A 24291-nucleotide genomic window follows, 5' to 3' on the forward strand; every position below is an offset into this window, starting at 1 on the left:
AGGTTGTGCCGCCACGTCAGGGGGAAGTCAACGAATCCAAGGGGGTGGTGGTATTTCTACCTAGGTCGCCGCCTTCTTGGTGGTTTTCTTGGCAGCGGTTTTTTTCTTGGGCGCGGCTTTCTTCTTGGTGCCTTTCTTGGCAGCGCGATCATTGACCAGTTCGATGGCCATTTCTTGGGTTACGTCCTCGGGCTTGATGTCCTTGGGAATGGTGGCATTGACCTTTTCCCATTTCACATAAGGTCCATAACGCCCGTCCAGAACCTGCATCGCGCCACCGTCGGGATGTTCACCCAGTTCTTTCAGAGGTTTGGCTGCCGCGCGACGTCCACGCCCCGGATTGGCGCGCTTTTCCGCCAGCATTTCCACAGCGCGGTTCATGCCGATCTCGAACACATCATTCGGGTCCTTGAGGTTGGCATAGACCGGCTTCGCCTCTTCCGGCAGCTGGTGCATGATATACGGTCCAAACCGCCCGAAATTCGAGCTGATCATGCCACCCTCGGGGTGTTCGCCGATCTGGCGGGGCAGGGACAGCAGCGTCAGCGCCTTGTCCAGATCCATGTCATCCTTGCTCCAACCACGGGGCAGGGAGGCACGAGGAGGTTTCTTGTTCTCAGGCGTCGGCTCACCACGCTGGACATACGGCCCAAAGCGTCCGGATTTCAGCCAGATTTCGTCGCCCCCGTCTTCGCCCAACAGACGTTCGTCGCCTTCCGCGCCTTCGCCCGCAATGGGGCGGGTGTAGGTACATTCGGGGTAGTTGCCACAGCCTACGAACCCACCTGTACGTGAAGTTTTTAGGTGCAGTTGGCCGGTGCCGCATTTCGGGCAGATACGCGGATCAGACCCATCCTCACGCGGCGGATAGAGCTGCGGTGCCAGCGCCTCGTCCAACTTGTCCAACACTTCCGATATGCGCAGCTCTGACGTCTCGCCAATCGCCGCCGAGAAATCGCGCCAGAACTTGCCAAGCAAATCCTTGTAGTCTCGGTCGCCCGCGCTGACATCATCCAGCTGTTCTTCCAGATTGGCCGTGAATTCATAACCTACATACTGACGGAAGAAGTTCAGCAGGAAGATCGTGACGATCCGGCCTTTTTCCTCGGGAATCAGACGGTTCTTGTCCTTGCGCACATACTCCCGGTCCTGAATCGTGGTCACGATTGAGGCATAGGTCGAGGGGCGGCCAATCCCCAATTCTTCCATCCGCTTGACCAAAGTCGCCTCGGTATAGCGCGGCGGCGGCTGGGTGTGGTGCTGCAGCGCCAGAACGGCTTCGTTGTCGGACAGAATGGCGGCCTTGTCCTCGGCCTTTGTGAACTGGTCCTTTAGCGATGTTTTGGCGAACGGCGCGGGATCGCCCTGCATGATCTGAGGCAGGCGCTTTTCGTCATCATCGGCGACGTCATCGCGGCCCTCTTCGTAGACGCGCATGAACCCATCGAACAGAACCACCTGACCGGTGGCGCGCAGGCCAACCTGACCGTCGTCGCTGCCGATCTCAACCGTTGTACGCTCCAGTCGCGCTGCAGCCATCTGGCAGGCGATGGTGCGCTTCCAGATCAGGTCATAAAGTTTACGCTGATCCTCATCCGTGACCTTCAGCGCCTTGGCATCGCGCGACATATCGGTCGGGCGGATACATTCGTGCGCCTCCTGCGCGTTCTTGGCCTTGTTTTTATACATGCGCGGGCTGTCAGGCACATAGTCTGCGCCGTAGCGATCCGCGATTGCATCGCGGGCAGCAGCCACCGCTTCGGGGGCCATGTCGATGCCGTCGGTCCGCATATAAGTAATGTACCCGGCCTCATATAGCCGCTGGGCCACCTGCATCGCGTGGCGTGCGCCCATGCCAAATTTGCGGCTGGCTTCCTGTTGCAGGGTCGAGGTCATAAACGGCGCGCTGGGGTTTCGCGCAGCGGGTTTAGCCTCGACCGAGGTGACGCTCAGCGCGCGGCTTGTGATCGCCTGAACGGCCAGTTCCGCTTGCGTGGCATTGGCTAGGTCGTGCTTGTCTAGTTTCTTACCGGCCAGAGTGACCAGTCGCGCCTCATAAGTCTGGCCGCGCGGTGTCTCGAACAGCGCGCGCACCGACCAATATTCGACTGGCTTGAACGCCTCGATCTCCATCTCGCGTTCGACGATCAGACGCAGGCAGACGGATTGCACCCGACCTGCTGATTTCGCACCGGGCAGTTTGCGCCACAAAACGGGCGATAGGTTGAAACCCACCAAATAGTCCAACGCCCGCCGCGCCAGATAAGCTTCGACCAAAGGCATGTCTACCTCGCGCGGGTTCTGCATCGCCTCAGTCACAGCATCCTTGGTGATCGCGTTAAAGGTCACTCGGCTAACCGGGGTGTCCTTCTTGATCGAGCGACGCTTGGTCAGCGCCTCTTGCAGGTGCCAACTGATCGCCTCGCCCTCCCGATCGGGGTCGGTTGCGAGGATCAGGGCGTTGTCTTCTTTTAGGGCGTCGGCGATGGCTTTGACATGTTTGCGGCTGTCATTGCCGACCTCCCATTTCATCTCAAATTCATGCTCAGGATCGACCGATCCGTCCTTTGGCGGCAGGTCTCGGACGTGGCCGTAAGACGCCAAAACCGTGTAGTCGGGGCCAAGATATTTATTGATTGTTTTGGCCTTGGCAGGGGATTCTACAACAACTACAGGCATTTAAGGGGAAACCTCGCTCGACGGAATGGGCGCCTTCTATGATTGTGCAAAATGTGTAGGGTAAGAGCGAATTGTCAATGCGTTCCTTTCATAACCGAAATTTGACGGTGATTTCAGTGTGCTGAGGGCGCAAAAAGAACGTATTGCACGAAAATCTCCGCTTAGGCCGAAAGCGAAAGCAACCCGCCAGGCTGGCGCTGAATGCGGCCATCCAGTTCAAGATCGACCAGTACCGGCCCGATCTCACCAGCCGATGCGGCGATGTCGCGGATCAGCTGATCCTCTGCGATGGGTGAGGGACCCAGCCGCGCAAGTATTTCGCGATGCAACGCTGCTTCTGATTGCGCGGGTTTTGAGGGGGCAGCGGGCGACGGGGTTTTGAAAAGCTCGGTCTGCTGCTTGGGCAAAGCCTCAATCACATCTTCGGCGGAACGCACCAAAGTGGCTCCGTCGCGGATGAGCAGGTTGCACCCGGCGGCACGCGCATCAAAGGGGTGACCGGGGACTGCCAGCACCTCACGCCCCTGATCCAATGCATCGCGCGCGGTGATCAGGCTGCCCGATTTGGCGGCCGCTTCAACCACCACAACTGCCTGCGCGAGGCCCGAGATAATCCGGTTGCGGCGTGGGAAATGCCGGGCTTGCGGTGTCACTCCCATGGGTTGCTCGGACAGGCGCAACCCGGATTTGGCGATGTCCCGCGCCAGATCTGTGTTTTCAGCGGGGTAGACGACATCCACCCCACCCGCCATGACAGCAACAGTTCCGGTCTCCAGCGCGGCCAAATGCGCTGAGGTGTCGATTCCGCGCGCCAGTCCGGACACAATGACATATCCCTGTTTCCCAAGATCGGTCGCCAGTCCCCGCGCCATCCGCGCGCCCAGCGAAGAACAATTGCGCGCGCCGACCATGGCAATGCAGCGTCTGCGCAAAATCGACACGTCCCCAATTGCCCACAGCATTGGAGGGGCGTCGGAGAGATCAATCAAGGCCTCAGGAAAATCGGCGGACCCAAGGCACAAAAGCTGCGCATTTGCAGCTTTTGCGGCCTTGAGTTCCGCCTCAATCACGCCGGGTGGGCAAATTTCATACCCTTTAATTCCGGCAGCGCGTGCCATTTCAGGCAGCGCGGCCAGCGCGTTCTGCGCCGAGCCATGTTCCCGCAGCAGCCGACGAAACGTCGCCGGACCTACTTTGCGCGAGCGCAACAGACGAAGCCAGGAAAACCGATCCTCTTCCGTGGTGGGTGGGAGTGTGGGGTGATAGGAAGAATGCTGCTCTTCGGTCATCCGTTGCTCCGCCTGATTGCAAAACTGGTTTACGGGGGCAGGAGTTAACAGCTTGTGAATCCATTCAAATTATTCGGATAATTTTTTCAATCAGGTACTCGTCCGGGTTCAATGTTCTGAAAATAAAAGGAAAAATAAAACCTCTGCTTGACGGGTTGTTTCAAGCAGAGGCCGCTATCCGTTCACGCCGACCGTGCGCAGTTAACCCTGAACTCAGCCGATTCTGCGTCAGGCCGCCGAACCACCGACGGTCAATCCGTCCATCAGGACGGTCGGCTGGCCAACACCCACCGGCACCCATTGGCCATCCTTTCCGCAGGTTCCCATGCCGGGGTCCAGCGCCATGTCGTTGCCAAGGCCGCGGATGCGTTTCAGCGCAGAAGGCCCGTCGCCGATCAGAGTCGCACCTTTGACAGGCGCGCCGATTTTGCCGTTTTCGACCCGGTAGGCCTCGGTGCAGGAAAACACGAACTTCCCGTTTGTGATGTCGACCTGACCTCCGCCAAAGCCGACGGCCCAGATGCCGTCCTTGATATCGGCTACCAATGAGGCCGGATCGGCGTCGCCGCCCAGCATTACTGTGTTGGTCATTCGTGGCATGGGTTTATGCGCGTAGCTTTGACGCCTTCCGTTGCCCGTCGGAGCCACGCCCATCAGGCGGGCGTTCTGTCGGTCCTGCATATAGCCGGTCAGAATGCCATCCTCGATCAACACCGTGCGCGAACTGGGCGTGCCTTCGTCATCCACGGTGATCGAGCCGCGCCGGTCTGCGATCGTGCCGTCATCCACAACGGTGACGCCTTTGGATGCAATCTGCTGTCCCATCAATCCGGCGAAGGCTGAGCTTCCTTTGCGGTTGAAATCGCCCTCAAGCCCATGTCCGATTGCCTCATGGAGCAGGATGCCGGGCCATCCGGGGCCAAGCGCGACCTCCATTACACCAGCGGGGGCGGGGATAGCATCAAGGTTCACCAGTGCGATCCGCAATGCCTCGCGTGTTTTGTCCTGCCAATCTGCCGGGTCGATTAGCCCGTCCAGCCCGACGCGGCCGCCGCCGCCCGCAGACCCGCTTTCGCGGCGGCCATTCTGTTCCACGATCACCGAGATGTTCAAACGGGTCATCGGCCGCACGTCACGTACCTGCACGCCGTCAGGGCGCAGAATCTCGACTTCTTGCACCGAGGCCATCAACGATGCGCTGACCTGAACGACACGTGGGTCCAGATCGCGGGCGAAGGCGTCGATCTCTCGCAGGGTTTCGATTTTCACCGGAAAGCTGGCAGAATCAATCGGGTCTTCGTCCGTGTACAGCCGGGTATTGGTCGCCCGGGGAGCCTCGGCCAGCGTGCCGCCTCCGTCGCCGACCGCCAGCCGTGCTGTTTCGGCCGCGCGTTTCAGGGCCGGGATCGAGACGTCAGTGGAATGCGCGTATCCGGCCACTTCGCCCTGTACCGCGCGCAGGCCGAATCCTTCGGATGCGTCATACGACGCCGTCTTCAAACGTCCGTCATCAAAAACCAGAGACTCGGATTTCCGCCGCTCGACAAACAGCTCTCCGTCTTCGGCCCCGGCGGTTGCTGCTTGCAAAACTGATAGCGCTTCATCCTGTGGAAGAGCGCGTTCAAACGGGCGAAACGGGTCGTTGGGCATGGGTCGAAGCCTTTCGAGTTTGATCCAGATCAAAAATAGCGTCTGTTTGACGCAAGCATTTTGCTTTATCTACCCGCCGGAATATGGTTTTTAACGCGGCCAAAGACAACGGGAGAGGTGCGACTGATTCACACCTTTTCGCCAGGGACGCAAAGATCAAACGATCAGGACAGAAAATGAAGAATGCTTTGATGCTTTCGGGGCTCGCTACAGCCCTCTCCAGCCTTCCCGCCATGGCTCAGGAGCTTGAGATTATCGGCAAGCCGGTTGCTGGCGGCTTGGGCTTCCAGCCCGCAGCCACTGAACTGGCCGAAGGGATTCACCGGCTGGACGGAATGATTCTGGTGATCATCACGGCGATCTGTATTTTTGTGGCTGGCCTGATGGTCTACTGCATCGTGCGCTACAACCAGCGCGCCAATCCGACGCCCGCACGTTTCTCGCACTACACTCCGGTTGAGATCGCTTGGACCCTTGGTCCGATCCTGATTCTGGTATTCATCGGAGCATTCTCGCTGCCGGTTCTGTTCAAACAGCAGGAAATTCCCGAAGGCGACGTGGTCATCAAGGTTGTCGGCAACCAGTGGTACTGGACCTATGAATATGTCGATCACGATTTCGCGTTCGACAGCTACATGCTGGGCCATCCCGCGACCCTGGACGAAGGTTCGCGCCCCGCGGATGCGGACGTAAGACCGTTTGTTCTGGATGACGCGATGCGCGCCAAGCTGGCGGATGCGGGCTACAGCGATGACGAATGGCTGCTGGCCACCGATACCGCTGTTGTCGTGCCGGTTGGTAAGGTGATTGTCATGCAGGTGACTGCATCTGACGTGATCCACTCGTGGACCATCCCCTCGTTCGGTGTGAAGCAGGACGGCGTCCCAGGTCGTCTGGCCGAGCTGTGGTTTGCAGCTGAAAAAGAAGGCATCTACTTCGGTCAGTGTTCGGAACTGTGCGGCAAGGACCACGCCTATATGCCGATCACCGTCAAAGTGGTCAGCGAAGAGGCGTATGAGGAGTGGCTGAAAGGCGCGATCGACGAATATGCCGGTTTGCCCGCATCCTATCAGGTTGCCTCGAACTGATCCGGGCCTCGGCCTGATCGAAACATGACGCAGGCTGCGCGGTGATCGCGCAGCTTTCGCCCCAGAAGGACCCGAGATGAGCGACGCAAGCATCAATGCCAGCACCGTTTCCGCGCAAACCCGCGCGGACGAGGCCAGCTTTGGCGACTATTTCGCCCTGCTGAAGCCGCGGGTGATGTCGCTGGTCGTCTTTACCGCTCTGGTCGGGTTGCTGGCGGCGCCGGTGCCTGTTCATCCGTTTGTCGGCTTTTGCGCCATTCTGTTCATTGCCATCGGTGGCGGCGCGTCCGGCGCTTTGAACATGTGGTGGGATGCGGATATCGACAAGGTCATGAAACGCACGAAGGGTCGCCCGATCCCATCCGGCAAGGTCGAGGAAGGCGAGGCCATGGCCATCGGCCTTGCGCTGTCCGGCCTGTCGGTGATCATGCTGGGGTTGGCGACCAACTGGTTCGCCGGAGCCTTTCTGGGCTTTACCATCTTCTTCTACGTCGTGATCTACACGATGTGGTTGAAGCGTTCGACACCGCAGAACATCGTGATCGGCGGCGCGGCGGGTGCGTTCCCGCCGGTAATTGGTTGGGTTGCGGCAACAGGCTCGATGACGCTTGAGCCGTGGTTGATGTTCGCTCTGACGTTTATGTGGACGCCGCCGCATTTCTGGGCGCTGGCGCTGTTCATGCGCTCGGATTACGACGACGCGGGTGTGCCGATGCTGACCGTGACCCACGGTCGCCGCGCAACCCGCTGGCATATACTGGTTTATACCGCGCTGCTGGCCTTGCTGGCCGTTGGCACGGCGTTCTCGGGCATTGGTGGCCCGATCTATCTGACCGTGGCCATCGTGATGAATGCCCTGTTTCTGCGTGGGGCGTGGCAAATCTCGCGCCGGACCGAGGACGATTCTGAGGCGGATAATTTTAAGGTCGAGCGCTCTTTCTTCAAGCTGTCGCTGCTCTACCTGTTCTTGCACTTCGGTGCGATTCTGGCCGAAGCCTTACTGAAACCTTACGGGTTGGGAGGTTGGTCATGAGCCTGCGCAAAAGCCATGAACTGCACCAACGCCGGTTCAGCCGCAATCTGGGTGTGGGCCTGACGCTGGCGGCCTTTATCGTGATCATCTTTGGCCTGACCATCGTTAAGGTCTCGGGCACGAGCCTCGGCCAGCCGACGCAGGAGGTGCAGAACTGATGGCTTTGTCCGGTCCGCAGAAAACAGTGGCGCAGACGGTTGGCGTGGTGGTCCTGATGGGCAGCCTGGCCTGGGCGGCGGTGCCGTTTTACGACTGGTTCTGCCGGGTCACCGGATTTGGCGGCACCACAGGCGTGGCCGAAGCGGCACCAGAGGATATTCTGGATCGCACCGTTACGGTCCGCTTTGACGCCTCAAAAGCGAAATACATGGCTTGGGAGTTCAAGCCAGTTGAGCGTGAGATGGAAGTGCGCATCGGTGAGACAGGGTTGGCCTTCTATGAAGCCTACAACCCGACTGATCGCCCGATTGCAGGGCAGGCGTCTTACAACGTCGCGCCGTATTCGGCTGGTGGGTATTTCCAGAAAATCGCCTGTTTCTGCTTTGAAGAGCAGGTGTTGCAACCCGGCGAGCGGGTGCAGATGCCAGTATCTTTCTTCGTTGACCCGGAAATGGTCGATGATCTGGAAGCCAAATACGTGCATACGATCACTCTGTCGTATACATTCTACGAAATTGATCTGCCTGAGGGCTATGCCGCCCTTGAGACGCAGACTGATACAAACACGAACTAACGCCTTTAGGTGAGGGACACTGATGGCACACGCAAAAGACCATGACTACCATATTCTAAACCCCTCGATCTGGCCGCTGATCGGCGCGATCGGTGGCTTCGTGATGCTGTTCGGGGCTGTGCTTTGGATGCACGGCATCACGCCGTGGATGTTCTGGGCCGGTCTCGTCGCCGTGCTGTACACCATGTTCGCCTGGTGGTCCGAAGTGGTGGTCGAAAGCCGTCAAGGTGATCACACGCCGGTTGTGCGCATCGGCCTGCGCTATGGCTTTATCCTGTTCGTCATGTCCGAGGTGATGTTCTTCTTTGCCTGGTTCTGGTCGTTCTTCAAACATCGCATGTATCCGATGTACGACTATGCCGGCACCGAATACATTCAGCCGGACATTCACGCGGTTGACCCGTTCCACCTGCCGCTGATCAACACTCTGGTCCTGCTGCTGTCGGGCTGCGCGATCACATGGGCGCACCATGCGCTGGTGCATGACAATGACCGCAAGGCTCTGATCAATGGCCTGGCCATCGGTATCGTTCTGGGTATCGCGTTCACCGCGCTTCAGGGTTACGAATACTATGAACTGCTGGCCCATGAAGGCTGGAAGTTCGGCGGTGATCAGTTCTATTCTAACTTCTTCATGGCAACCGGTTTCCACGGTGCGCATGTGATCATCGGGACCATCTTCCTGTCGGTCTGCCTGATCCGGGCGCTCAAGGGCGACTTCACGCCTGAGAAACATGTCGGGTTCGAGGCTGCGGCCTGGTACTGGCACTTCGTTGACGTTGTCTGGCTGTTCCTGTTCTTCGCCGTCTACATCTGGGGCCAGGCGCCGCTGATGTAACGCCGCCCAGGTGATCCAATTGCAAAAGCCGCCCCATGGGGCGGCTTTTCCTCTATTCAGGGCGCAAAATTGCGCCCCATACAATTGCGGTATTGCAATTGCAGCTGTGCCGCCCTTAACAAAGCGCCGGTTTCCGACACGAGGTTTGCCCCCGCCATGCGCCGCATCCTATTCCTGCTGATCTTCGGCCTCGCCGGTTTGGGCGTGCTGTTGTCGCTGGGCATCTGGCAGGTGCAGCGGCTGGCGTGGAAGCAAGGCGTGTTGGCTGAAATCGAAAGCCGCATCTCGGCTGAGCCGGTTGCGTTGCCGCTTCAGGTTTCAGAGCAACACGACAAATACCTGCCGGTGACAATCTCGGGCGATCTGGAGCCTGGGGAAATCCATGTTCTGGTTTCGGTCAAGCAAGTTGGTGCCGGGTATCGCATCATCCAGTCGTTCAGCACCGAGGACAGGACCATTCTGGTAGATCGGGGCTTTGTGCCGACAACTGCCAAACAGGCCGATCGTCTAATCGGCCCGATGGAGATCACCGGTAATCTGCATTGGCCGGATGAGATCGACGGTTACACGCCCGAACCTGATATCGACGAAAACATCTGGTTTGCCCGCGATGTGCCTGCCTTGGCCGCCGCGCTGGGGACTGAGCCGGTTCTGTTGATCGCCCGGTCTGAAACTGACCCGAATGTGACGCCTCTGCCCGTCGATGCGGCGGGCATCCCAAATGATCACCTGCAATATGCCGTTACCTGGTTTGGCCTGGCTCTGGTCTGGGCAGCGATGACCGGTTATTTCCTGTGGCGCAACCGCGCCTCTGCAAAGAGTGGAGAGCAATGAAATACATCTCGACCCGAGGGCAAGCGCCCGAACTGACGTTTGAAGAGGCCATGCTGACCGGCCTGGCCCGTGATGGTGGCCTGTATCTGCCCTCCGTGATTCCGGTGATGAGCCATGACGAGATCGCGGCGTTGGCTGGTCTGCCCTATGAAGAGATTGCCTTCCGCGTGATGTGGCCCTATGTCTGCGGGTCCTTCACTGAGGATGAGTTCAAGGACATCATCGCCCGTGCCTATGAAGGGTTTGGTCACGATGCCCGCGCACCGCTGAAGCAGCTGAACGAGAACCACTTCTTGCTGGAGCTGTTCCACGGGCCGACGCTGGCCTTCAAAGACTTTGCTATGCAACTGATCGGACAGCTGTTCCAAGTGGCTCTGAAGCGGCGCAGCGATCGTGTGACTATCGTGGGCGCGACCAGTGGCGATACGGGATCTGCCGCGATTGAGGCGTTCCGGGGGCTGGATGCGGTGGATGTGTTCATTCTGTTCCCTCATGGCCGTGTGTCCGAGGTGCAGCGTCGTCAGATGACTACGCCTGCGGATAGCAACGTGCATGCGTTGGCCGTGGATGGGGACTTTGACGATTGCCAGGCCGCGCTTAAAGATATGTTCAACGATTTCGACTTCCGCGATGGGGTGAAATTGGCCGGGGTGAACTCGATCAACTTCGCCCGCGTTTTGGCGCAGATCGTGTATTACTTCTCGGCGGCGGTCAGTGTCGGCGCTCCGCGTCGCAAGGTCAGCTTCACCGTGCCGACCGGCAATTTCGGCGACATCTTCGCGGGCTATCTGGCCAAGCGTATGGGCCTGCCCATCGACCGTCTGGTGGTGGCGACAAACCAGAACGACATCCTGCATCGCTGCTTGAGCGGGGAGGGGTATTTCAAGGGCGACACCATCCCCTCGATCAGCCCGTCGATGGACATTCAGGTCAGCTCGAACTTTGAGCGGGCGCTTTACTATGCCTATGACGAGGATGGGGCTGCCGTCGCGCAGTTGATGGATGAGTTGAAGAATGGTGGCTTCAACGTTAGCCAGGGCGCGATGGAGGCTCTGCGCGAAAGCTTTGACTCGGGTCGCGTGTCCGAGGACGAGACACTGGAGACGATCAAGCACACGCTCACTCACAGCGCAGAGCTGGTTTGCCCGCACACCGCCATTGGCATCAAGGTCGCGGAAGAGCACCGCGCAACGGACGTTCCGATGATCACTTTGGCCACCGCACATCCCGCGAAATTCCCGGCAGCGGTCGAGAAGGCGAGCGGCGAACATCCGCCTCTTCCATCCCGCATGTCTGATCTGTATGAACGTCCGGAACGGGTGACGCGGATTGCCAACGATCTGGGTGCCCTTGAGGATCATATCAAAGGGCATATCGCCGAGTGACTGTCAGACAAGACCAACTGAAGAACGGCTTTCGTATCGTCAGTGAACATATGCCGGGGCTGCAATCTGCGGCCATCGGCATCTGGGTGACCGCTGGTGGGCGGCATGAGCGGATCGAACAGAATGGGATCGCGCATTTCCTTGAACATATGGCGTTCAAAGGAACCGAGCGCCGTTCCGCGCTACAAATCGCCGAGGCGATTGAGGATGTGGGCGGTTATATCAACGCCTATACCTCGCGCGAGGTCACGGCCTACTACGCGCGCGTGCTGAAAGACGACGTGGCGTTGGCGATGGACGTGATCGGCGACATCGTTCTGAACCCGGTTTTCGACCCGCGCGAGATCGAGGTCGAGCGCGGCGTGATCCTGCAAGAGATCGGTCAGGCATATGATACGCCCGACGATGTGATCTTTGACTGGTTGCAGGAGCAGAGCTATCACGACCAGCCTCTGGGGCGCACCATTCTGGGTCCTTCCGAACGGGTCAGTGCGTTCTCGCGTGAGGACTTGTCAGGGTTTGTGGCGGAACATTACGGGCCAGAGCAGATGATCCTGTCAGCGGCGGGTGCCGTGGATCATGACGCGCTGATGAAGATGGCCGAAGAGATGTTCGGTCATCTGAAATCGCGCAAAGGTCTGATCCCGGATGCCGCGCGGTTTACCGGTGGCGAGGCGCGGCAGGAAAAAGAGCTGGAGCAGGCTCATTTTGCGCTGGCGCTGGAAAGCCCCGGATACCGCGATGACGCGATCTATACGGCTCAGATTTATTCTACGGCGCTGGGCGGCGGCATGTCCTCGCGCCTGTTTCAGGAAGTGCGCGAGACGCGTGGTCTGTGCTACACGATCTTCGCGCAGACCGGCGCTTATGCGGATACGGGGACGACTACGATCTATGCCGGAACTTCGGCGGATCAGGTGGGTGAGCTGGCGACGATTACCATCGACGAAATGAAGCGCGCCTCCGAAGATATGAGCCCGGAAGAGGTCGCCCGCGCCCGTGCCCAGATGAAAGCCGGGATGCTGATGGGGCTGGAAAGCCCATCGAACCGGGCCGAGCGTCTGGCGCGGCTGGTGCAGATCTGGGGCCGGGTGCCCTCGCTTGAGGATACGGTCGCCAAGATCGACGCTGTCAGCACAGAAGACGTGCGCCGCTTTGCCGAACAAATGGCTGTGCAAGCCCCGGCGGCCTTGGCGCTGTATGGTCCGGTTTCGGGCGCGCCAACGCTGGCCGAGTTGCAGGAGAGGCGCGCCGCGTGATGCTTCTGGGCCGACGCAAGCTGAAACTCGAAACCGAGCGCCTCAGCTTGCGCCCGCCCGTGCATTCAGATTTCAACGACTGGGCTGCGCTGCGGCGGGCGTCCAGAGAGTACCTGACCCCGTGGGAGCCGATCTGGGCCAAAGATCATCTGAGCCGCAAGTCCTTTACCAACCGGGTTTACTGGGCACAGCGATCGGTTGCCAGCGGCACTGCGATTCCGTTGTTTCTGTTCCGGCGCGAGGATGATTTGCTGGTCGGTGCGATCACGTTAGACAATATCCGCCGTGGCCCGGCGCAGGCCGGTACGCTGGGGTATTGGACCGGTCAGGCCTTTGCCCGCAACGGTTATATGCGCGAAGCAATCGGCGCGGTGGTGCATCATGCCTTCACCCGTCTGGACCTGAGCCGGATCGAGGCGGCCTGCTTGCCCGAGAACAAACCGTCACGCGGGCTTCTGGAAAGCTCAGGCTTCAAATACGAAGGCGTGGCGCAGTCCTATCTTCAGATCAATGGGCGGTGGCGGACGCATGTTCTGTATGCCAGCCTGCGGTCGGACCGGCGCGGAAAAACAGACGCAGGGTAGGGCGCTGCCCACACGCCTCCCGCGAGGTTTTTCTGAGCAAAAGAACTAGGGGCATGACTTGGGGCGCATCTGCGCTAATATTGGGTCATGCGCTGGGTTGTTCTGGCATTGATGGTAATCTCGGGCGGGGCTGCGGCGCAGGAGCGGCGGCCGAGCCATTGCATTGCGATTGCGGATGCGGCGCCGGGGATCGAGTATATTCAAAAGGCGGCATGGACAGATCCGATCCCGGAGTTTTCGGTGCGGATCAGTTATATCGCCCATGCCTCGTTCCTGATCCAGACACAGGGTGGGTTGAATGCAGTGACGGATTTTACCGGGTTCATTGGCAGCGCCGATCTGATCCCCGATGTTGTCACAATGAACCACGCGCACAGTACCCATTGGACCGCCCATCCCGATCCGGCCATCCCGCATGTTCTGCCGGGCTGGGGGGAGTTCGGGCAAGGGATCGAGCACCACCTTGATTTGGGTGAGATGCTGGTGAGGAATGTCTCGACTGATATCCGATCTGCCTATGGCGGGGTCGAAGAGCGCGGCAATTCGATCTTTGTTTTTGAGATCGAGGGGTTGTGCATCGGCCATCTGGGCCATTTGCACCATGTCCCCTCGGATGAGCAGTTCGAAGCCCTTGGACGGCTGGATGTGGTGATGGCGGCAGTGGATGGGGGCACAACCATGCCGCTGCCAGATATGATCCAGGTTCTCAAACGGTTGAAAAGTTCGGTCATCATTCCGATGCACTGGTTTTCGAGCTTTTCGCTGGATCGGTTTCTGGTCGATATCCGCGATGACTTTCCGGTCGAGCGGAAGGGCACGTCCGAAATCGTCGTTTCTCTGCGTGACCTGCCGGACCGGCCAACGGTTGTTGTGTTGGAGCCACGCTACCTGATTGAGCAGGAATAAGGGTTGTTGGAGCAGCCCGCGTTGGGCAAGGAATGGGCATGACATTAAACCCTGCCGATGAAACGTTTTCCTTACAAATAGCTGCGGAACTTGGCGATGAGGTTTTGCGCCCTATCGCTGATCGCTATCGGGAAGAGCCACGCCGCCGTTTGGCGGGGCAGGTTGGCGTGTTGGCCCTGCCGCGCACAGTTGACGAGGTGTCGGCGCTGGTACGGCTTGCATCGAACGCGCGGGTGCCGGTGGTCCCGTATGGTGGCGGGACCGGGCTAGTTGGGGGACAGGTCATGCCCGAAGGTCCCGCGCCTTTGGTGATTTCACTAGAGCGGATGACGGCAATCCGGGCGATCTACCCCACCGAGAACATCCTGATTGCCGAGGCCGGAGCCGTGCTTGAGGATGTGCAGAATGCGGCGGAAAGGGCGAACCGGTTATTCCCTCTGGCACTTGCCGCGCAGGGGTCCTGTCGGATTGGCGGCAATCTTGCGACCAATGCAGGCGGTGTGAACGTGCTGCGCTATGGCAATGCGCGCGACCTGTGTCTGGGGCTAGAGGCGGTTTTGCCAAATGGTGAAATCTGGCACGGGCTTAGCCGGTTGCGTAAGGACAATACCGGTTATGATCTGCGCGACCTTCTGATCGGCGCCGAGGGGACGCTCGGGATTATCACCGCGGCCTCACTGAAACTGTTTCCGCGCCCTCAGGCGGTGGGAACGGCGATGATACAGGTCGCTTCACCTGAGGCTGCGATCCAGATGCTGGCACTGGCGCGCGATCAGCTGGGCGATGCGGTCAGCACGTTTGAGCTGATCCACCGACAAGGGCTGCAATTCCTGACCGAGGTTTTGCCCGGCATTCGCCAGCCCTTTGATATGCAACCCGAATGGTGCGTGTTGGTTGAGCTTGGGTTGTTCGCCGGAGCCTTGCCGTCTGCCGCGCTTGAAACGCTGTATGTGGCGGCGAATGAGGCCGGGCTGGTCGGAGACGCAGTCATCGCGCAAAGCGACGCCCAAAGGCAGGAGCTGTGGGCAGTACGCGAAAACGTTCCCGAGGCAAACCGGCTTATCGGGTCGATATCCAGCCATGACATCTCAATCCCGATCTCTCGGATTCCCGATTTCATCAAGCGCGGGGTCGAGGTGATCTCGACGCTGGGACCGTTCCGTATCAACTGTTTCGGACATCTGGGCGACGGGAATTTGCACTACAACGTGTATCCGCCGGAGGGCCACAGCCGTGATGAGTTTGACGGGCAAAGGCACGCAGTTATGCATGCCGTTCACGAATTGGTAGCTCAGTTTGACGGCTCGTTCAGCGCTGAACACGGGGTCGGCAGGCTGAAGGCCGGAGAACTTGCAAATTACGCGCCCGCAGCAAAGCTGAACGCGATGCACGCCATCAAAACCGCGCTGGACCCACAGGGGATCATGAACCCCGGCGCGGTTTTGAGGTCATAGACGCGGCCCAGAGCACTCCGCGCCGCGCCACGAGAGTTTACGAGCCCGGCAGGATAACCTTGTCGATCACGTGGATCACGCCGTTCGAGGTTTCTATGTCGGCCTGCACAACGCTGGCGTCATTCACCATCACGCTGTTGTCCAGATCAATGGTGATGTCCCCGCCCTGAACAGTTGCAGCCGTCATGTCGTCGGACAGATCACCCGACATCACTTTGCCCGGCACCACGTGATAGGTGAGGATCGCGACCAGTTGATCCTTGTTTTCCGGCTTTAGCAGCGATTCCACGGTGCCTTCAGGCAGGGCGGCAAAGGCTTCATCTGTGGGGGCGAACACAGTGAAAGGACCTTCGCCTTTCAGCGTGTCGACCAACTCGGCAGCCTGAACGGCGGCTACGAGTGTTTCAAAGCTACCTGCACCGACAGCGGTATCAACGATATCCTTAGAGTGGCCGTCCGCGTAGGCAGCGGTACTTACGATCAGACCTGCCACACCGGCGAAAGCGATTTTGCGAAACATGATACAATTCCCTTGTTGGAATGCCTTGCTTGGCATCAACAGGGCTACGCGGAATGATTGAAATTAGATCACTGAATATGTCTATGAGATCGGGTTGAACTTGCCCGGAACAGCGCTAAGCCCGCCCGATCTCAAAATTCCACTCACAAATATGTGAAGGAACGGCGCTCAAAGCCCTTCGAATTCGCAAAGAACATGCACATCCATGTCCATCTCTTCCAAAACCTTGCGGCCGCCGAGTTCGGGCAGGTCGATGATGAACGCACAGGATACGATCTCGCCGCCCAGACGTTCGATCAGCTTGATCCCGGCGGCAGCGGTGCCGCCTGTGGCCAGCAAATCATCGACCACAAGAATTTTCTCGCCCGGTTGAATGGCGTCATCGTGGATCTCGACGATGGCCTCGCCATATTCCAGCTTATAGTCTTGGCTGATGGTGGTGCCGGGCAGCTTGCCCTTTTTGCGGATCGGAACAAAGCCGACGCTCAGTTGGTGGGCGATAGCGCCGCCTAGGATGAAGCCACGCGCTTCGAGGCCCACAACCTTGTCGATCTGCTCGCCCGCGTAGGGGTGCAGCATCTGGTCGATGGCCATACGAAAACCTCGGGGGTCGGCAAACAGAGTGGTGACGTCCCGAAACATGATCCCCTCATGGGGGAAATCAACGATGGTACGGATATAATCCTTGACCGATTTGTTTTTGGACATAACCAACCCCTATGACGTCAAAACACGCAGGGCTGTTTGGCCCATTGGGGTCAGTCATGCAAGAAAAGAATACGTTCGCTTAGCTGCGACGCCTCTGAATGAAGTTCGGCAGGCTTTTGTATCGGTACAGCGAAGCGGGCAGCCACGACAGATGCGGTTTGCGCCAATTGCGCTGGTCTCGCAAAAGAAATGCCTGAGCAGTATGAAGGTTCATTGCCATATTCCTTTTTTATTGTTAGGTGCTCGATAACTACAACCTCTATGCTGTGTATATACATTGCATCTCGAAAAGAATCAAGATTTGAACGGGGAAAAGGCGCGTGGCGAAGAAAGATGGTAAGGGATCTACCAAGAAAAACAGTCAGTTGGTCCTGCGACTGGATAAGGATGAACGTGACGCTTTTGTCGAGCTATGCAAAGAATTGGATACTTCAGCCGCGCGGGAAATCCGGCGGTTCATTCGTGGATTCATGAAGGAACACGCCGAGGATTAGGCCCTCAGGCCGGGCGGCGCAGCACCGCGGTTGCGATCCCCATTCCGATCAGAGTCAGCCCTCCGAACCGGGTTATTGCGGTGATCACCCCGGCGCGTCCGATCATGCGGCGCAACTTGTCTGCCAACAGCGCATAAGCCAGCGCGTTCAATCCGGCCAGCCCCACAAAAGTAGCGATCAGGATAGCGAATTGCGGGCCCAGAGGCTCAGCCGGGCGCAGAAACTGCGGCACGAAGGCAATGAAGAAGGCGATGGATTTCGGGTTCAGCGCGGTGACGGCGGCGGCGTGGCCAAACACGCTGCGCGGGGTGACATCACGCCCGGTGTCCACCGTTTCCAATCCACCCGAGGGTGCGCTGCGCAGCAGTTTGATGCCCAGCCAGACCAGATAGGCCGCGCCCACCCATTTCAGCACCGAAAACAGGGTGGCCGAGGCCAGAACCAGCGCGCCCAACCCCATCAACGATGCCGTCATGGCGATCAAATCTCCAACGGCGACCCCTGTGGCCGAGGCGACGGCGACGCTGCGCCCCTTTGACAGGGCGTAGCTGAGCACCAGCAGAACGGTAGGGCCGGGGATCAGCAGCAAGGCGGTCGATGCGGCCACGAAGGCCAGCCAGAGGTCCAAAGGCATGGGGTATCCTATCCAGAAGTTGCCCCTACCAAGCCCCGGCACGGCGCGAAGGTCAAGCTTTGCGTGGCTCGGTCACACGACGCATCAGTGCTTCAAGCGGGCCGCGCTTGAACCAGCGTGACCACAGCAGGGCGTATGCCGACGACAAGGCGCAGAACCCCAACGCATATCCCACAATCACCGTTGGGCTGAGCGTGCCGTTCAGCAAATCCATTTCGTCCAGAATACCCAAACCTATCAGGATATGAGCCATATAGAGCGTAAGACTTTGACGCCCGGGCGCTGCCAGGGCTGGACCTACGCGCAGTCGTTCGATGAACGGCCACAGTTTCAGCAACAGCCCGATCACGACGCAGGACGAGCCTGTCCCGGCCAGAATGTAGAACGGACCCGGAGGGATGCTCTCGGTCCCGAGATAGGCCGCGAGGTCAGGATCAGACACCAGCATCTGCGGGAACAAGGCCAGAACCGCCGCACCAAACCCCCACATGATCAACCGGTGCTGAATACAGACCGTATGCAGATCGGACCGCCCGATTGCCATTCCAATCAGCAGAAACGCGGCCCATGGCAGAACTGGGTGCCAGCCGTTGAACAGCGCGTTGCGGACAAAGCCGGGCAGAGTCCAGAGGTCGATATATGTCAGAGAGGTCCAGTCCCAGCCGCGCTCGTAGTCGAAGGTCAGGTTCGCCAGAACGGACAGCGCGACGATCCCCAGCGCACCCAGCCACAGCGTCCGCCCAGAAGCCTTTAGAAAGGCTGCACCGACCACGAAATAAAGGGCATAGAAATGCAGGATATCCGCGTCGAACACGGTCATGTTGATCAGGCCAACTACGAACAGAAACGCGGCGCGGCGCAGCAGAATACCTGCCTTGATCGTCGAAAGCCCGATGCCGATTCCGGCCAATATGACAAACAGCGCGGCGGCTCGTCCCTCCAGCGCGTCTACAAGGACCGTCGCCCAGCCCTGTCCCGGCGCGACCTGCGCCGCGATGCGGAAGTTCACCAGCACCATGCCGCAGAACGCTAAAAACCGGGCCGCGTCCAAAGCTTCGAGTCGTTTCATGGGGCTCCTTCTTTTCGCCGAGTTCTGGCGGAGGTTTATGGCACAAATGCGGTGCAGTGATTTGTTATTGATAAATAATTCGAGAGGATCGGGGCAGGCCGTCCACGATATCCCGCCCGGCAGACGCCTTGTGGGCGCAGGTTAAAGAATGAATTAAGCCTTGTGCATCTTCCTTGAAACCTCTGATTGAGGTCTCAGGTAACAGGCAACCACAGGATTGGAGGCGACCGTGACGCAGGCTCATCCCGACTATTCACAAGCGTTTCAGAATAGCTCCGGTGCGAGAACCGGTCGGGTGAAGCGCGTGTTGTTATTGTTGTCCCTGATCGCCGTTGCGTCTTACGCGGGGATCGTGGGGTACATGTACGCCAATCAGGGGGCGTTGCTTTATAAACCGTCCGGTGAGTTGCCAGACCCTGCCGCAGTCGGGTTGGCCGATGTGGACGTGGTTCCTCTGACCATGTCGGATGGGGTGACATTGACTGCTTGGACTGCGCCTCCGGCCATCGAAGGCGCGCCGACGGTTCTGTTCTTTCATGGCCAAAGTGGCAATCTGGGCGACCGGGCCGACCGGATGCGGGAAATTCTCAACAGCGGTTTTGGGCTGCTTGCCCCCAGTTATCGCGGTTTTCCGGGCAGCGAAGGCGAACCGTCAGAGCTGGCTCTGATCTCAGACGGGGTCGAGATGTTCGATCAGCTGGACTCCGATCGCATTGTTCTGCATGGGCAAAGCCTTGGCACTGGCGTCGCCGCAGCGGTCGCGCAACAGCGCCCCGAGGCGCAATTACTTGTGCTAGAGGCACCTTTCACCGCTACTGTGGACGTGGCGTCAGAGCGTTATCCGTTTCTGCCAGTGTCCGCCCTGATGAAGGATCAGTTTGCCACCCGCGACCTGATCGACCAGATCACGGTTCCCACACTGATCTTCCACGGGACCGAAGATGAAACGATCCCGCTGCATCATGGTAAAGAGCTGGCTGATTTGTCAGACGGCGCAGCACAGTTGCACGTCATCCCAGAGGGAACCCATAACGACCTGTGGTCGCACGGGCTGTGGGATGAAGTGCAAGCGGCTTTGCCGCAATAGAAGTGTGATCAGAGAATCCGCCCGGCCACGGCATCCAGCTTGGCCAACAGCGCCGGGTCGCGCTTTTCGGGTGCGGTCAGGATCGCATATTCAAGCGCCCGGTCGCAGCCATATGGGCAGGGTTCACGCTCGGTCCCCAACAGATCGGGCAGGCCTTTGACCAGCGCCCGGCCTTTCTCGGCATTCCCGGTCAGGGTGGCGATGATGGCGGTCACATCGACCTCTCCGTGATCCGGGTGCCAGCTGTCGTAATCCGTGACCATGGCGACCGAGGCGTAGCACAGCTCGGCCTCGCGGGCGAGTTTTGCCTCGGGCATATTGGTCATGCCGATCACGTCGCAGCCCCATTGTTCGCGATACATCTTGGATTCCGCCAGTGATGAGAACTGCGGTCCCTCCATCGCCAGATAAGTGCCGCCGCGATGGATGGTGATGCCTGCGGCCTTGCCTGCGGTTTCACAGGCGTCTGACAGGCGGGGACAGGTCGGATGGGCCACGCTGACATGGGCAACACATCCGGTGCCGAAAAAGCTCTTCTCGCGGGCAAACGTCCTGTCGATGAACTGATCGACGATCACGAAATCGCCTGGCACCATATGCTCGCGGAACGACCCGCAGGCCGAGACCGAGATCACATCCGTGACCCCCAATCGTTTTAGCGCGTCGATATTGGCACGGTAGGGGACTTCGGTCGGCGAATGTACATGGCCGCGTCCGTGACGCGGCAGAAACGCCATGCCAACACCGTTCAACGTCCCGGTCAGGATCTGATCCGACGGATCGCCCCACGGCGTTTCAACCGTGACCCATTCCGCGTTTTCCAGCCCGTCGATATCGTAGATGCCTGATCCGCCGATGATGGCGATTTTCGTCTGGGTCATGGTTGCGCTCCGCTAGAAAAAATCCGTTGCAGAATTTCTGCGGGGCTGTGGGGGATTTGGCAAGTGGCTTCAACGGTTTGTGTTGGTTACTGACAAGGTATGCGTTCAGTGCATATCAGGGTCCCGCCTGACGCGGTATCTCAGGCAGGGCTTGACCGCTAAAAGACCCCTTTCGCGCGAACAAAACAGACCGACAGGACCGTCCCATGCCCCGAGCCATGCTGGCAAGCTTTGCCAATCGTATAGCAAAACCCGACTTGCGCTGGGTGCCGGACGAGGGGCTGACCGCCTCACGCTTGCGCATCGAGTTGCTGTCCGGTTTGACTGTGGCCTTGGCTCTGGTCCCCGAAGCGGTTGCTTTTGCCTTTGTCGCTGGAGTGCATCCTCTGGTTGGCCTTTATGCCGCGTTCATGGTGGGTCTTATTACTGCGCTGATCGGCGGTCGGCCGGGTATGATTTCGGGTGCAACCGGGGCTCTGGCCGTGGTGATGGTTGCGCTGGTGGCCGAGCACGGGGTCGAATACCTGTTCGCGACCGTTGTTCTTATGGGCATTCTTCAGGTAATCGCCGGTGCGATGCACTGGGGCCGCTTTATCCGTCTGGTTCCGCATCCGGTGATGTTGGGCTTTGTGAACGGTCTGGCGATTGTGATTTTCCTGGCGCAGCTGGGTCAGTTCAAGGTGCCGGGAACCATGGAAAACACCGGCCATGGCGTCGGTGGGGGTGAGTGGCTATCGGGTTTGCAACTCTACACCATGCTGGGCCTCGTCGCGCTGACCATGGCTGTGATCTGGGTCATGCCGCGCGTCACACGCATTATTCCTGCGCCGTTGGCTGGCATTCTGGTCGTTGCGGCACTGGTCATCGGATTTGGCCTTGATGTACCGCGCGTCGGCGATCTGGCGTCGATCGAGGGCGGCCTGCCGCCGTTCCATATCCCGATGGTGCCGTTGAACTGGGAAACCTTCGAGATCATTCTGCCTTATGCCGTCATTCTCGCAGCAATCGGCCTGATTGAATCCCTTCTGACGCTGAACCTTGTAGGCGAAATCACCGGCAAACGTGGTGGGGCTTCGCAGGAATGTATCGCTCAGGGCGTCGCCAACGTGGCCACTGGTTTCTTTGGTGGCATGGGCGGTTGTGCGATGATCGGTCAGTCGATGATCAACGTAAAATCCGGCGGCCGCACGCGGATCGCAGGCATCGCCGCAGCAGTGTTTCTGCTGGTCTTCATCCTCTTTGCCTCGCCGCTGATCGAACAAATCCCGCTGGCCGCGCTGGTCGGGGTGATGTTTATGGTGGTGATCGGGACCTTCGCGTGGAACTCGTTCAAGATCATGCGCAAAGTTCCCCTGATGGATGCGTTTGTCATCGTTCTGGTGACCGTCGTAACCGTGATGGAGGACCTCGCGGTTGCCGTCGTGGTTGGTGTGATCGTCTCGGCCCTCGCCTATGCGTGGAACAACGCAAAACGTATCCACGCGATCACCCGCGACTCGGAAACCGAAAAAGGTGCTAAGGTCTATGAGATTCAGGGGCCGTTGTTCTTCGGATCATCCGAAGGGTTCGTTGAATTGTTCGACGTTCCAAACGACCCTGAAACGGTGATCGTGGACTTTGCCGAAAGCCGCGTTGTGGATCAGTCGGCTCTGCAAGCTATCGAGAATATCGCGGCCAAATACGAAGCTGCAGGCAAGCACGTGATGTTGCGCCATCTCAGCCGGGATTGCCACAAGCTGCTGAACAAAGCGGGCCACTTGATGGTCGATAGCGACGATGACCCGGATTATCAGCTGGCGGTGGACTACTCTGTCCGCACCGGAATTCTGGGCGGGCATTGAGCAACCAAAGGCGGCCGGACTGGCCGCCTTTATTTTGGGGCAAGGGCCTCCAACGCCTCGATATCACCTTGCAGCAGAGCCTCTTCGGCATTTGTAATGACCCTCGCGGGCCAATCCCACCAACACAGGGATTGTAGTCTTTGGATCACGCTCTTTTGGAACCGAAATCGCCTGATCTCGGCAGGGTTTCCGGTGACTATGGCGTAAGGCGGGACGGCTCCGCGCACCACCGAACCCGCGCCTATTACTGCCCCGTTGCCGATCTGCGCGCCCGGCAAGATCAACGCGCCATAGCCTATCCATACATCGTGGCCGATAATCATGTCGCGCGTATCCGGTTGATAACCGGATATGCGTTCGGGATCGAATACAGGGAATGGAAAACAGGTCATTCCGTCCATCGCATGGTTGGCTGATGACGTTATGAACCTTACCCCGTGTGCGATCTGGCAGAATTTTCCCAGCACCAGTTTTTCCTGTGACGAGGGAAACAGATAGGGAGCCAAACGGGCGGCCCAATCTTGTGGCGCATCGAAGTCTGAGGCAAAGCTGTAAGCGCCAGCCTCAAACCGCGGGTGATCCACCGCCTCGGACAAAAACACGGTCCCCTTATGCTGGGACCCGTCAGGCAACGTAACCGGGTAACGGAGGGAAGGATTCAGAAGCGGCATCAGTCGTCAGGCCTAGAGAGACTAAACACATTCTCAACGACTGAGTAATCCCGATAGCCAAGCCGGGCCAGCGGCTGGAAGGTCGTGACGTCGAACATTCCGTCCCGCAGGCAGTCATCGCGCAGGTGGACGCCTGTGACCTCTCCGAACACGACCCGATTTGCCTCACCCGGCAACGTGACGATCTTGGTCAACTTGCATTCCAAAGCCGCAGGGGCGCCCTCGACCCGGGCGCAGGGGATGGTTTCGCACTCAATCGGTGTCAGGCCGGCATGGTCGAACTCGTCGTGATGTTTGGCCAGGCCCGCAGAACTGGCGTTCATTGCATCGCGGTGCGCGTTGGCGACGACATTTACACAAAACACCCCGGTGGCTTCGATATTTGCGACACTGTCTTTGCCGGCCTCCTGATCATGTTTGGTGCCGGTTGAGGCAAACATCACTTGTGGCGGAGTGTAAGCGACACCGTTGAAGAAAGAATAAGGGGCAAGATTATTGACCCCGTCCGAACTGCGCGTTGAAATCCAGCCGATCGGACGCGGCGTGATGATGGCGTTGAACGGGTTGTGCGGCAAGCCGTGACCGTCTTCGGGGCGATAGAACATATTCTCTCCAAGCGTTTGCCCAAGGCGTACCGAAGTGCTAGGGCGAGTG

At 58.9% G+C, this 24291-nt stretch carries 24 protein-coding genes; 14 read left to right on the plus strand and 10 right to left on the minus strand.

All coding sequences use genetic code 11. The features are described 5' to 3' along the window. Positions 1 to 60 precede the first annotated feature (60 nt). The 3 genes from topA to tldD form a co-directional block, all read right to left on the minus strand. Complete coding sequence (gene topA / locus ACOQOY_RS16495; RefSeq protein WP_420586447.1) at positions 61 to 2679, minus strand: type I DNA topoisomerase; 2619 nt, start codon at positions 2677 to 2679, stop codon at positions 61 to 63. A gap of 161 nt (positions 2680 to 2840) precedes the next feature. After that, positions 2841 to 3968: a DNA-processing protein DprA gene (gene dprA / locus ACOQOY_RS16500; RefSeq protein ID WP_420586448.1), complete on the minus strand. Its 1128-nt coding sequence runs from the start codon at positions 3966 to 3968 to the stop codon at positions 2841 to 2843. Positions 3969 to 4196: 228 nt separating this feature from the next. Continuing rightward, positions 4197 to 5618 carry a metalloprotease TldD gene (gene tldD / locus ACOQOY_RS16505; RefSeq protein ID WP_420586449.1) on the minus strand — a complete coding sequence of 474 codons (1422 nt, stop codon included), beginning with the start codon at positions 5616 to 5618 and terminating at the stop codon, positions 4197 to 4199. Between the two features lie 176 nt (positions 5619 to 5794). Here tldD and coxB point away from each other — a divergent pair, with 176 nt between their 5' ends. The 11 genes from coxB to ACOQOY_RS16560 all read left to right on the plus strand — a co-directional run bounded on the left by coxB (position 5795) and on the right by ACOQOY_RS16560 (position 15732). Further along, the gene (coxB, locus tag ACOQOY_RS16510) at positions 5795 to 6706 is read left to right on the plus strand and encodes a cytochrome c oxidase subunit II (RefSeq protein WP_420586450.1); all 912 of its coding nucleotides are present in this window, start codon (positions 5795 to 5797) and stop codon (positions 6704 to 6706) included. A 76-nt stretch (positions 6707 to 6782) separates the two neighbouring features. Next, entirely contained in the window at positions 6783 to 7739 is a 957-nt protein-coding gene (cyoE, locus tag ACOQOY_RS16515) for a heme o synthase (RefSeq protein WP_420586451.1), read from the plus strand. Continuing rightward, complete coding sequence (locus ACOQOY_RS16520; RefSeq protein ID WP_420586452.1) at positions 7736 to 7897, plus strand: hypothetical protein; 162 nt, start codon at positions 7736 to 7738, stop codon at positions 7895 to 7897. Before cyoE ends, ACOQOY_RS16520 begins: the two co-directional genes overlap by 4 nt. Then, positions 7897 to 8472 (plus strand): cytochrome c oxidase assembly protein, encoded by a 576-nt coding sequence (locus ACOQOY_RS16525; RefSeq protein WP_420586453.1) that lies wholly within the window; start codon positions 7897 to 7899, stop codon positions 8470 to 8472. Before ACOQOY_RS16520 ends, ACOQOY_RS16525 begins: the two co-directional genes overlap by 1 nt. 22 nt (positions 8473 to 8494) lie before the next feature. Next, a complete protein-coding gene (locus ACOQOY_RS16530) occupies positions 8495 to 9310 on the plus strand; it encodes a cytochrome c oxidase subunit 3 (protein WP_420586454.1) in 816 nt (271 codons plus the stop codon). 156 nt (positions 9311 to 9466) lie between these two features. Continuing rightward, positions 9467 to 10144: an SURF1 family protein gene (locus ACOQOY_RS16535; RefSeq protein ID WP_420586455.1), complete on the plus strand. Its 678-nt coding sequence runs from the start codon at positions 9467 to 9469 to the stop codon at positions 10142 to 10144. After that, positions 10141 to 11529, plus strand: a complete 1389-nt coding sequence (gene thrC, locus ACOQOY_RS16540) for a threonine synthase (protein WP_420586456.1) — start codon at positions 10141 to 10143, stop codon at positions 11527 to 11529. The genes ACOQOY_RS16535 and thrC overlap by 4 nt, the downstream gene beginning before the upstream one ends. After that, positions 11526 to 12788, plus strand: coding sequence for a M16 family metallopeptidase (locus ACOQOY_RS16545; protein ID WP_420586457.1), 1263 nt, complete (start codon positions 11526 to 11528; stop codon positions 12786 to 12788). Before thrC ends, ACOQOY_RS16545 begins: the two co-directional genes overlap by 4 nt. Continuing rightward, complete coding sequence (locus tag ACOQOY_RS16550; protein WP_420587260.1) at positions 12788 to 13372, plus strand: GNAT family N-acetyltransferase; 585 nt, start codon at positions 12788 to 12790, stop codon at positions 13370 to 13372. Before ACOQOY_RS16545 ends, ACOQOY_RS16550 begins: the two co-directional genes overlap by 1 nt. Positions 13373 to 13459: 87 nt before the next feature. Continuing rightward, positions 13460 to 14278, plus strand: a complete 819-nt coding sequence (locus ACOQOY_RS16555) for an MBL fold metallo-hydrolase (protein WP_420586458.1) — start codon at positions 13460 to 13462, stop codon at positions 14276 to 14278. Positions 14279 to 14316: 38 nt separating this feature from the next. Next, positions 14317 to 15732 carry an FAD-binding oxidoreductase gene (locus ACOQOY_RS16560; protein ID WP_420586459.1) on the plus strand — a complete coding sequence of 472 codons (1416 nt, stop codon included), beginning with the start codon at positions 14317 to 14319 and terminating at the stop codon, positions 15730 to 15732. A 37-nt stretch (positions 15733 to 15769) separates the two neighbouring features. Here ACOQOY_RS16560 and ACOQOY_RS16565 read toward each other — a convergent pair whose 3' ends face one another. Then, positions 15770 to 16252: a fasciclin domain-containing protein gene (locus tag ACOQOY_RS16565; RefSeq protein ID WP_420586460.1), complete on the minus strand. Its 483-nt coding sequence runs from the start codon at positions 16250 to 16252 to the stop codon at positions 15770 to 15772. Between the two features lie 168 nt (positions 16253 to 16420). Then, positions 16421 to 16960 carry an adenine phosphoribosyltransferase gene (locus tag ACOQOY_RS16570; RefSeq protein WP_420586461.1) on the minus strand — a complete coding sequence of 180 codons (540 nt, stop codon included), beginning with the start codon at positions 16958 to 16960 and terminating at the stop codon, positions 16421 to 16423. 320 nt (positions 16961 to 17280) lie between these two features. Here ACOQOY_RS16570 and ACOQOY_RS16575 point away from each other — a divergent pair, with 320 nt between their 5' ends. Beyond that, positions 17281 to 17454 (plus strand): hypothetical protein, encoded by a 174-nt coding sequence (locus ACOQOY_RS16575; RefSeq protein WP_170384937.1) that lies wholly within the window; start codon positions 17281 to 17283, stop codon positions 17452 to 17454. A gap of 4 nt (positions 17455 to 17458) precedes the next feature. Here ACOQOY_RS16575 and ACOQOY_RS16580 read toward each other — a convergent pair whose 3' ends face one another. Together ACOQOY_RS16580 and ACOQOY_RS16585 are read right to left on the minus strand one after the other, a co-directional pair. After that, a complete protein-coding gene (locus ACOQOY_RS16580) occupies positions 17459 to 18088 on the minus strand; it encodes a LysE family translocator (protein ID WP_420586462.1) in 630 nt (209 codons plus the stop codon). Between the two features lie 52 nt (positions 18089 to 18140). Further along, a complete protein-coding gene (locus ACOQOY_RS16585; protein ID WP_420586463.1) occupies positions 18141 to 19157 on the minus strand; it encodes a DUF418 domain-containing protein in 1017 nt (338 codons plus the stop codon). A gap of 229 nt (positions 19158 to 19386) precedes the next feature. Between ACOQOY_RS16585 and ACOQOY_RS16590 the strand changes: the two genes are divergently transcribed. After that, a complete protein-coding gene (locus ACOQOY_RS16590; RefSeq protein ID WP_420586464.1) occupies positions 19387 to 20244 on the plus strand; it encodes an alpha/beta hydrolase in 858 nt (285 codons plus the stop codon). An 8-nt stretch (positions 20245 to 20252) separates the two neighbouring features. On the opposite strand, the gene ACOQOY_RS16595 is transcribed toward ACOQOY_RS16590, so the two are convergent. Beyond that, complete coding sequence (locus ACOQOY_RS16595) at positions 20253 to 21125, minus strand: S-methyl-5'-thioadenosine phosphorylase (RefSeq protein ID WP_420586465.1); 873 nt, start codon at positions 21123 to 21125, stop codon at positions 20253 to 20255. 206 nt (positions 21126 to 21331) lie between these two features. Between ACOQOY_RS16595 and ACOQOY_RS16600 the strand changes: the two genes are divergently transcribed. Then, positions 21332 to 22966, plus strand: coding sequence for a SulP family inorganic anion transporter (locus tag ACOQOY_RS16600; RefSeq protein ID WP_420586466.1), 1635 nt, complete (start codon positions 21332 to 21334; stop codon positions 22964 to 22966). A 29-nt stretch (positions 22967 to 22995) separates the two neighbouring features. On the opposite strand, the gene ACOQOY_RS16605 is transcribed toward ACOQOY_RS16600, so the two are convergent. Next, positions 22996 to 23637, minus strand: coding sequence for a CatB-related O-acetyltransferase (locus ACOQOY_RS16605; protein ID WP_420586467.1), 642 nt, complete (start codon positions 23635 to 23637; stop codon positions 22996 to 22998). Beyond that, complete coding sequence (locus tag ACOQOY_RS16610) at positions 23637 to 24242, minus strand: flavin reductase family protein (RefSeq protein WP_420586468.1); 606 nt, start codon at positions 24240 to 24242, stop codon at positions 23637 to 23639. Before ACOQOY_RS16610 ends, ACOQOY_RS16605 begins: the two co-directional genes overlap by 1 nt. Between the last annotated feature and the right edge of the window lie 49 nt (positions 24243 to 24291).

Source organism: Ruegeria sp. (genome assembly GCF_965221235.1).
In the GTDB taxonomy this organism is placed as follows: Bacteria; Pseudomonadota; Alphaproteobacteria; order Rhodobacterales; family Rhodobacteraceae; genus Ruegeria.